The following is a 9,846-nucleotide window of genomic DNA, read 5'->3' on the forward strand; positions in this document are numbered from 1 at the left end:
CCGCGTCCTGGCGCGCCAGTTCGCGGCCAGCGATGCCACCGTGCTCATCCAGGGCGACAGCGGCACGGGCAAGGAGTTGCTGGCCCAGGGCATGCACCGCGCCAGCCGGCGCGCGGCCCAGCCCTTCCTGGCGGTGAACTGCGCGGCCCTGGGGGAAAGCCTGCTGGAGAGCGAACTCTTCGGCTACGACGAAGGCGCTTTCACCGGCGCGCGGCGCGGCGGCAAGACCGGGCTGATCGAGGCGGCCCATACGGGCACCTTGTTCCTGGACGAGATCGGCGACATGCCGCTGGCCCTGCAGTCCCGCCTGCTGCGCGTGCTGCAGGAGCGCGAAGTGCTGCGCGTGGGCTCCACCACGCCCGTGCCCGTGGACCTGCGCGTCATCGCCGCCACGCATGCCGATCTGGCGGCCCTGGTCGAGCGCGGTGAATTCCGGCGTGACCTGTTCTACCGCCTGGCCGTGCTGCGCCTGTCCATGCCCGGACTGCACGAACGCGGCCCGGCCGATGTCCAGGCCCTGGCCCGCGCCATGCTGGCGCGGCGCCTGCGCACGCAGTCGCTGCAGGCGGAAGGGCCATCGCTGGAGCCCTTGCTGGCGGCCTTGCTGGAGCTGGCATCCGGCCACCGCTGGCCCGGCAATGCGCGAGAGCTGGACAACTGGGTGGAACGCCTGCTGGCCTGCCGCCACGACCTGCGCGACAGCGCGGGCCGCGTGGACATGGGCCGCTTGCGGGAGCTGTTTCCTGAATGCGACGGGGCTGGGCAGGGTACCGTTCAGGCCCTGCCAGCGCAGCAGCGGCAACTGCAGTTGCGCGAGGCCCGGCGCGATGCCGAGCGCCAGCGCATGCGCGAAGTGCTGGAGCAGGTACAGGGCGACCAGCGCCGCGCCTGCGAGATCCTGGGCATCAGCCGGGCCACGCTGTGGCGCAGGCTCAGGGCGCCGGACTGATCAGGGTGCATGGCCACCCAGCCGCTCGGCCAGGAAATCCATCAGCACGCGCAGCTTCAGTGGCAGATGTCTGGTGGGCGGGTGAAGAATCCACAGCTGGCCGCTGTAGTTGGGCAGGAAGCTCCAGTCCGGCAGCACCTGCACGATGCGCCCGTCCGCCAGGGCCTGCCGTGCCGTGAAGCGGGGCAGGCTGGCGATGCCGATGTGCTGCAGCACGGCGTCCAGCCGCACACCGGTGTGGTTGGCCGCATAGCGCCCGCGCACGGCCACGGTGACGGTCTTGCCGTGGCCGCGCAGCTTCCAGTGCGCGTCGCCGGGCTCCTCTCCCAGGTAGATGCAGCTGTGGGCCTTGAGGTCCAGCGGATGCACGGGCGTGCCGTGCCGGGCCAGGTACTGGGGCGAGGCGCACAGCAGATGGTCGATGTCCATCAGGTGGCGGCCCATGAGCCCTGGCGGCGGGTGGTTGGTGATGCGTATGGCCAGGTCCACGGGGTCATCGATCAGGTCCATGTAGCGGTCTTCCAGCCGCATTTGCACGTCGACCTCGGGATACAGGGCCAGGAAGTCGGGCATGTGGGGATGGACCACGGTATGGCCCACGGCCTTGGGCACGCTGATGCGCACCAGGCCGCGCGGCTGCGCGTCCTGAAGCAGGGATGCAGCCATGACGGCCTGCGCGGCGCCCACCATGTCCAGGCAGCGCGCATGCACTTCGCGGCCGGCCTCGCTCAGGCGCAGCTTGCGCGTGGTGCGTTCCAGCAGGCGCAGGCCCAGCGCCTTTTCCAGCCGCGCCACGCCCCGGCTGGTGGCCGATGGCGTGCTGCCCAGCTGGCGCGCGGCCTCGGAGAAGCTGCCCGTGTCCACCACCTTGACGAAGATGGCCATTTCCCCGAACAGATGCAGGGCTTGATTTGTGCCCATGGCGCAAAGAATATTTGGAATACCGGGGGATTATCGCGATGGCAGCCCGGTTCTACACTGCCGCTCCATGCCTTTGCACACCTCCACTCCCCTCATCGAATCCCATACCCTGGGCCAGGCCAGCGGCCAGAACATCTGGCTCAAGCTGGACGCGCTGCAGCCTTGCGGATCATTCAAGCTGCGCGGCATAGGCCATGCCTGCGAGACCCTGGCGGGCCAGGGCAAGAAGCGCTTTGTGGCCTCGTCGGGCGGCAATGCCGGCATTGCCGTGGCCTATGCGGGACGGCAGCTGTCGATGCCCGTCACCGTGGTCGTTCCCCAGACCACGACCGAGCATGCACGGGCATTGATCCGCGCCCAGGGCGCCGAGCTGATCGTGCATGGCTCCGTCTGGGACGAGGCCAATGCGCTGGCCCAGTCCCTGCTGGGTGCCGACGATGCCTTTGTCCACCCGTTTGACGATCCGCTGCTGTGGGCCGGGCATTCCACCCTCGTCGACGAACTGGCCGCAGCCTGCTTCAAGCCCGACGCCGTGGTGCTGGCCGTGGGCGGCGGCGGCCTGCTGGCCGGCGTGGTGCAGGGCCTGGAGCGCCATGGCTGGACCGATGTGCCCGTGATCGCGGCGGAGACGGCCGGCGCCGATTCCCTGGCGCAGTCCCTGGCCCAGGGCCGCCGCGTACTGCTGGACCGCATCACCAGCGTGGCTACTTCGCTGGGCGCGCGCCAGGTCTGCCAGAGGGCCTTCGATCTGGCGCAGGTGCACCCCGTGCGCAGCGCCGTGGTGACGGATGCGCAGGCGCTGCAGGCCTGCCTGCGCTTCATTGACGACCATCGCCTGCATGTGGAGCCGGCCTGTGGCGCCGCGCTGGCCCTGGCCTACGGGCGCGCTCCTGCGTTGCAAGGCTTCCAGCGCGTGCTGGTGGTGGCCTGCGGCGGCACGACGAACACGCTGGAGCAGCTCCAGGCGTGGCGTGGGGCGGCGCTGGCAGCCGAGGCGTGAGCACGGCTGCGGCCTGAAGTCCCGGCCCGCGCATTCATGCGGCGTTCAACACCTCGCCGGGGACCCTGATCCAGCCTTCCATCAGGATACGTGCGCTGCGGCTCATCAGGGCCTTGGTCACCTGCCACTGGCCGTTCACCAAACGGGCCTCGGCGCCCACGCGCAGCGTTCCGGAGGGGTGGCCAAAGCGCACGGCGCTGCGCTCGCCGCCGCCTGCCGCCAGATTCACCAGCGTGCCCGGCACGGCCGCTGCGGTGCCGATGGCCACGGCAGCCGTGCCCATCATGGCGTGGTGCAGTTGGCCCATGGACAGGGCGCGCACCAGCAGGTCCACGTCACCCGATTCAATGCGCTTGCCGCTGGATGCCGTGTAGGCGGCCGGTGGCGCCACAAAGGCGATCTTTGGCGTGTGCTGCCGTCTGGCGGCCTCGGCCAGGTCCTTGATCAGCCCCATCTGCAGCGCGCCGTGGGCGCGTATGGCCTCGAAGCGGGCCAGGGCCTCGTCGTCCGTGTTGATGGCGTCCTGCAGCTCGCAGCCCGTGTAGCCCAGGTCCTGGGCGTTCAGGAAGATGGTCGGAATGCCCGCGTTGATCAGCGTGGCCGCCAGACTGCCCACGCCGGGCACGTCCAGCCGGTCCACGAGGTGGCCTGTCGGGAACATGGCTCCGCCATCGTCTCCTTCATCGGCGGGATCCAGGAACTCCAGCGCCACTTCGGCGGCCGGGAAGGTCACGCCATCGAGCTCGAAGGAGCCGGTCTCCTGGACCTGGCCTTGCGTGATGGGCACATGGGCCACGATGGTCTTGGCGATGTTGGCCTGCCAGATGCGGATGGTGACCGTGCCGTTGCGAGGAATGCGCGCGGGATCTATCAGTCCCATGTGGATGGCGCAGGGCCCCACGGCGGCCGAGAGGTTGCCGCAGTTGCCGCTCCAGTCCACAAACGGCTGGTCGATGGCGACCTGGCCAAACAGATAGTCCACGTCATGGCCTTCCCGCGTACTGGGAGCCAGGATCACGGCCTTGCTGGTGCTGGACGATGCATTGCCCATGCCGTCGATCTGCTTGCCGTACGGGTCGGGGCTGCCCAGGGCGCGCAACAGGATGGCGTCGCGCACGGGTCCGGGGTGCCGGGCCGCCTCGGGCAGATCCTGCAGGCGAAAGAACACGCCCTTGCTGGTGCCGCCGCGCAGGTAGGTGGCAGGGATGCGCAACTGGGGAAGAAAGGTTTCGGGGATCGCGCCCATCTCAGGCCTCCTGTGCTGTTGTTCGTATCTGTGTCTGTTCTTGCGGTCTGCCGATCGCCGGAGCGCGCAGCCTCTGGCGGCGGTTGATGCCCATGGACGGTGTCCCCTGCGGTGTCAGGCGATGTCAGTAGGCCAGGTTTGTTGCAAGCGCCATGCCATCCGCATCAAGGGAAAACCCGTGCAAGCCTTGCAGCGCGCCAGCACAGGGCGTGTGCACTGCGGTGCTGGCTGCCGCCGCAACATTCGTTTCACTGTCGTTTCAAAATTGCTGCTTTTGATTTCATGGATGAGGGAGCGTGCAACGGTTCGGTCCCCCAGTCCCACGCCGGCCTGCGGAGCTCTCTAGGGTTTGCCCGGGCCAGCCTTCAGCAAGTGTGCTTGCAGACGATAGAGGAAGGGTGTTTGTAGGATTTGTCTTATCCATTGTTCGCCTGCCGCGTGCCGAAATCCATTTATCCTCGCGCTCTGCTCCACATGGCCTGTACTGCCCTTTCCGGTGAACCTGCCATGGGGCTGGCAACGAGCGGTTCCGTGCTCCTGGACCGATTTCCCGTGACCGCCTATTCCGCCTTAGCCGCTCCATGTCAGTTTTTGCCCAGCGCACGCTTGTAGCCATCCGGGCCGCCTGGCCAGCCGCAACCGTCATGGCGGTGGGCATGTGCCTGAGCGCTGTGCTTGCCTTGCAGCAGCAGCGGGCGCTGGAGCGTATCGACCTGCAGCGCCATACCCAGCAGGCCCAGTCGGCCCGCCAGGCGCTGGAGATGCGCCTGGATGCCTACGCGGTCATGGTCCAGCATGTGGCCAACCAGCTGGCCGCCTCTCCCGAGATGGGGCAATCGGCCTTCGCGCGCATGGCGCAGGCGCTGCGCATACAGGCGCAGCCGGGCATGCAGGCGCTGTCCTTTACACGGGCCGCAACGCAGCGCGGTCTGCCCGGCCAGGATCAGGCCTTCACCGCCCGGCCCGGGCCCCACTATTTCTTCATCGACTATCTCTGGCCGCTGGAGGGCAACGAGTCCATTGCCGGCCTGGACATGCACGACCGCCCCAGCCTCATGGCCAGCATGGTGCGCAGCCGCGACAGCGCGGCCGCCGTGGTCTCGGCACCGTTTGCGCTGAAGCAGCCCGGCGAGCATGCCACCGCCGTGCTGGTGCGCGCGCCTGTCTTTGCGCTTGTGGACCACCAGTCCCCGGACGGGGAGGCCGCGCAGCCGCTGTTTCTGGGGACTGCCGACGTCAGCGTGCGCGTGCACGACCTGGTGCAGGACCTGCATGAACGCGGCTTTCTGCGCCGGCTTGCGCTGGCCATGCATGACGCAGGCCCGACCTCGCCCCTGCCGCCGGCCGGCATATCGCCGCTGCCGCTGTACCTGGGCGCGGCCTGGCCGGAGCGCGGGCAGGAGGCGGCCGGAATGGGCGACACCGGCCAGGTGGTGCTGGAGCAGACGCTGCAGGCCCAGGACCGGCTGTGGCGGTTGAACTTCATTCCCATGGGGACGGCCCTGTCCTGGACCGAGCGTGTCCAGCCCCTGGTTCTTTTCGCGCTGGGCATGCTCGTGTCGGCCCTGCTGGCGTCGCTGGCGGCAGCCTGGTGGCGGCGCCATCCTTCCAGCTGGGCCCAGCTGCGCGCCTCCTCCCGCAGCATGCGCGAGAGCGATGCCCGCTTTCAGGCCCTGTTCGAGCAGGCTGCCGTGGGCGTGGTGCAGGTCGATGCGGCCAGCGGCAACGTCCTGCATGTGAACCGCAGGTACTGCGACATTACGGGCCATGAGGCGCAGCAGCTGTGCCAGCGGCCCCTGCTGGCCCTGTTGGCGGCCGAAACCCTGGAGGGCGACCGGGTGCTGCTGCAGGAACTGACGGCGGGCCAGCGCGGGGCGCTGCAGATCGAGCGGCAGCTGCGGCGCCGCGACGGCACCCTGGTCTGGGTGGAGCTGCATATCTCCGCGCTGGGCCATGGCCCGTCCCGGCGGCTGATGGCACTGGTGCAGGACATCAGCGCGCGGCGCCACCTGCAGCAGATGCAGCGCGATGGATCGCGCCATCTGCGCATGGTCATCCAGCGCCTGCCTCTGGGCCTGGCCATGCTTCAGGACGATGGCCGCTTCGCCTACTGGAACGAGGAATTCATGCGCCTGGCGGGCCACGGTGCCACGGCCGGCATGGATGGTGATGGCTGGTGGTGCAACATGTGTCCCGATGAAGCCCGCCGCCTGCGCATGCAGCGCCGCTTCGAGGCCGCGCAGGCGAGGGCGCGCGTGGCACAGAGCCTGCACAGCGGCGAGTCCGACAGCTGCGGCACCCTCAACTGCGAGGAATACCAGCTCATGGGCAGCGATGGCCGCACGCGTTCCGTATCGATAGGCGGCATGCTGCTGGACGAAGGCTGCCTGCTGATCCTGCAGGACCAGAGCCAGCGCAAGACCGCCGAAGAGGAAATCCGCCGCCTGGCCTTCCACGACGCGCTCACCGGCCTGCCCAACCGCCGCCTGCTGGTGGACCGGTTGCAGCAGGCGCTGGCCTCCAGCCGCCGGCGCGGGCGCTGCGGCGCCGTCATGCTGCTGGACGTGGACAACTTCAAGGCCTTCAACGACAGCCTGGGGCTGGAGCTTGGCGATGTGCTGCTGCGCATGATTGCCGAGCGCCTGGCGCAGTCCCTGGGGCCCGAGGCCACGCTGGCCCGCCACAGCGGCGATGACTTCGTCGTGCTGCTGGAGGACCTGGGCAAGGACTCCATGCATGCGGCCTCGCAACTGGAAGGCGAGGTCCAGCGCATGCGTTCGCTGCTGCAGCAGCCGCTGCAGTTGGCAGGCCAGTCCTGCCACATCACGATGAGCATTGGCGCCAGCCTGTTCGGCGAGCAGGAACTGAGCGCCGACGAGGTGCTGCGCCGCGCCGAAATGGCCATGTACCAGGCCAAGGGCATGGGGCGCAACACGCTGCAATTCTTCGATCCGCAGTTGCAGGCCGTGCTGCGCTCGCGCACGGCCATGGAGCAGGAAATGCGCGAGGGCCTGGTGCGCAGCCAGTTCGTCCTGTACTACCAGCCGCAGATGGCGCACGGACGCATCGTGGGCGCCGAAGGCCTGCTGCGCTGGAACCACCCGCGCGAAGGGCTGGTGCCGCCCTCGCTCTTCGTCTCGCTGGCCGAGGAGACCGGCCTGATCCAGCAACTGGGCGAATGGGTGCTGGGCGAGGCCTGCAGGCAGCTGGCGCAATGGGCGGCGGACCCCGAAATGGCCTGTATGGTGCTGGCCGTCAACGTCAGCCCGCGCCAGTTCCACCAGGCGCGCTTCGTGGAGCAGGTGCTGCAGGCGCTCAAGGAGCACGGCGCCAACCCGCGCCTGCTCAAGCTGGAGCTGACCGAAAGCCTGCTGCTGGCCGACGTGGACGACACGGCCGCCAAGATGGCCACGCTCAAGGCCCACGGTGTCGGCTTCTCGCTGGATGACTTCGGCACAGGCTATTCCTCGCTGGCCTATCTCAAGCGCCTGCCGCTGGACCAGCTCAAGATCGACCGCAGCTTCGTGCGCGACGTGCTCAGCGACCCCAACGACGCGGCCATTGCGCGCACCATCGTCGCCCTGGGCACCAGCCTGGGACTGCAGGTCATCGCCGAAGGCGTGGAAACCGAGGCGCAGCGCCAATTCCTCGAAGACCAGAGCTGCCACGTCTGGCAGGGCTACCTGCTCAGCCCGCCCGTGCCCGTGCGCAGCTTCGAGGCCCTGGTGCGCGAGGCCGCCCCCGCGCAGCGCCCCCCGGCCTTGAGCCCCGCATGCCTGACCCATCCGGCGCAACACCGGCCCGTAGTGGTGGAATGCACCGACGCCAGCACGGGGCCAGAGGTCCCTTCAAACCATTCTTGACATTCGGAGCGGCCCCGCGCGGGCCGCTTTCCATTCTTGAGCAGGGGTGGCGCGCGGTATCATTCCGAGCTTCCCTGTTGTTCCCCCACGTCCTCATTCGTCCGTTCGCCGCGGACCGCCATCTGCCTGCATCGTGCGCCTGAATTCCATCAAGCTGTCCGGCTTCAAGTCCTTCGCCGAGCCCACCAACTTCATGCTGCCGGGGCAACTGGTGGGCGTGGTGGGCCCCAACGGCTGCGGCAAGTCCAACATCATGGATGCGGTGCGCTGGGTGCTGGGCGAGAGCAAGGCCAGCGAGTTGCGCGGCGAGTCCATGCAGGACGTGATCTTCAACGGCACCACGCACCGCAAGCCGGCCAGCCGCTCCAGCGTGGAGCTGGTGTTCGACAACAGTGACCACCGCGCGGGCGGCCAGTGGGGCCAGTTCGGCGAAATCGCCGTCAAGCGCGTGCTCACGCGCGAGGGCAACAGCAGCTACTTCATCAACAACCAGGCCGTGCGCCGCCGCGATGTGCAGGACGTGTTCCTGGGCACGGGCCTGGGCCCGCGCGCCTACGCCATCATCGGCCAGGGCACGATCAGCCGCATCATCGAGTCGCGCCCCGAGGAACTGCGCCTGTTCCTGGAAGAGGCCGCAGGCGTGTCCAAGTACAAGGAGCGCCGGCGCGAGACCGAGAACCGGCTCTCGGCCACCACCGAGAACCTCACGCGCGTGGAGGACATCCTGCGCGAGCTCAACAACAACCTCGACCGGCTGGAGAAGCAGGCCGAGGTGGCGGCGCAGTACAACGCGCTGCAGTCCCAGGTCACGCTCAAGCAGCAGCAGCTGTGGTTTCTCAAGCGCGCCGAGGCCGAGGCCGAGCAGGACCGCGTGCGCGTGGAGGGCCTGAAGGCCGTCAACGAGCTGGAAGAGCGCATGGCCGACATCCGCAACAACGAAAGCGGACTCGAAACCCTGCGCCAGGCCCACTACGACGCCAGCGACCAGGTCAACCAGGCCCAGGCCAAGCTCTACGAATCCACGGCCGAGGTCGGCAAGCTGGAGGCCGAGATCCGCTACGTGCTCGAAGGCCGCCAGCGCGTGCAGCAGCGGCTGCAGCAGCTGTCCGAGCAGGTGCTGCTGTGGAACAGCCGCCGCGAGGAGGCCGAAGCCGAAATCGAAAATCTCGACGGCGCCGGCATGGACGCCGAGGAACAGGCCGAGATGCTGGCCGCCCAGGTCGAGGAGCAGAGCATGCGCCTGCCCGACCTGGAAGAGGCGCTGCGCAATGCCCAGAAGGCCGATGCCGACCAGCGCGCCAGCGTGGTGCAGGTGCAGCAGCAGATCCAGGTGCTGGCCGCCGAGCAGCGCAGCCTGGACGAGCAGCGCCGCCAGTTCGAGACCCGCTTCGAGCGACTGCGCGCCGACCGCAATGCGCTGGAGACACCCGACGAGGCCCGCCTGAACAATCTGCAGTCCCAGCTGGAAGAGGCGCGCGAACTGGCCGAAATGGCCGATGCCGTGCTCAACGAGCTGCAGGACTCCGTGCCCCAGCTCGACGAGGACCGCCGCACGCGCCAGCAGGCCGTCAATGCCGAGGCCGCGCGCCATGCCGACCTGTCGGCGCGGCTGGAAGCCCTCAAGGCCCTGCAGGAAAAGGTCAAGACCGACGGCAAGCTCCAGCCCTGGCTGGCCAAGCACGGCCTGGACGGCATGCAGGGCCTGTGGAGCCGCATTGCCATCGAGCCCGGCTGGGAAAACGCGCTGGAGGCCGCGCTGCGCGAACGCCTGGGCGCGCTGGAAGTGGGCCGGCTCGACATGGTGCGCGGCTTCCTGGGCGCAGGCGGGCACGATGCGCCCCCCGCGCGCCTGGCCTTCTTCAGCCCG

General features: G+C 68.7%; 6 protein-coding genes. 4 read left to right on the forward strand and 2 right to left on the reverse strand.

Going from position 1 to position 9,846, the window contains the following annotated elements:
- A partial coding sequence (locus tag L995_RS27525; RefSeq protein WP_047474535.1) for a sigma-54 interaction domain-containing protein occupies positions 1 to 949 on the forward strand: 949 nt, incomplete at its 5' end.
- Here L995_RS27525 and L995_RS27530 read toward each other — a convergent pair.
- Entirely contained in the window at positions 950 to 1,870 is a 921-nt protein-coding gene (locus L995_RS27530) for a LysR family transcriptional regulator (RefSeq protein WP_047474537.1), read from the reverse strand.
- A 67-nt stretch (positions 1,871 to 1,937) separates the two neighbouring features.
- Here L995_RS27530 and L995_RS27535 point away from each other — a divergent pair, with 67 nt between their 5' ends.
- On the forward strand, positions 1,938 to 2,870 hold the full coding sequence (locus L995_RS27535; RefSeq protein WP_047474539.1) for a pyridoxal-phosphate dependent enzyme: 933 nt from the start codon (positions 1,938 to 1,940) through the stop codon (positions 2,868 to 2,870).
- A 34-nt stretch (positions 2,871 to 2,904) separates the two neighbouring features.
- Here L995_RS27535 and prpF read toward each other — a convergent pair whose 3' ends face one another.
- Positions 2,905 to 4,116, reverse strand: coding sequence for a 2-methylaconitate cis-trans isomerase PrpF (gene prpF, locus L995_RS27540; protein ID WP_047474540.1), 1,212 nt, complete (start codon positions 4,114 to 4,116; stop codon positions 2,905 to 2,907).
- Between the two features lie 581 nt (positions 4,117 to 4,697).
- Between prpF and L995_RS27545 the strand changes: the two genes are divergently transcribed.
- On the forward strand, positions 4,698 to 7,979 hold the full coding sequence (locus L995_RS27545; RefSeq protein WP_047474542.1) for a bifunctional diguanylate cyclase/phosphodiesterase: 3,282 nt from the start codon (positions 4,698 to 4,700) through the stop codon (positions 7,977 to 7,979).
- A 133-nt stretch (positions 7,980 to 8,112) separates the two neighbouring features.
- On the forward strand, positions 8,113 to 9,846 hold a 1,734-nt coding region (locus L995_RS27550), incomplete at its 3' end, for a chromosome segregation SMC family protein (protein ID WP_047474544.1).

It is taken from the genome of Delftia sp. ZNC0008 (assembly GCF_000799035.1).
In the GTDB taxonomy this organism is placed as follows: Bacteria; Pseudomonadota; Gammaproteobacteria; order Burkholderiales; family Burkholderiaceae_C; genus Comamonas; species Comamonas tsuruhatensis.

Coding starts and splice junctions, on each gene's coding strand:
- prpF (WP_047474540.1), bottom strand. CDS start 4,116: ATGGGCGCGATCCCCGAAACCTTTCTTCCCCAGTTGCGCATCCCTGCC.
- L995_RS27535 (WP_047474539.1), top strand. CDS start 1,938: ATGCCTTTGCACACCTCCACTCCCCTCATCGAATCCCATACCCTGGGC.
- L995_RS27545 (WP_047474542.1), top strand. CDS start 4,698: ATGTCAGTTTTTGCCCAGCGCACGCTTGTAGCCATCCGGGCCGCCTGG.
- L995_RS27530 (WP_047474537.1), bottom strand. CDS start 1,870: ATGGGCACAAATCAAGCCCTGCATCTGTTCGGGGAAATGGCCATCTTC.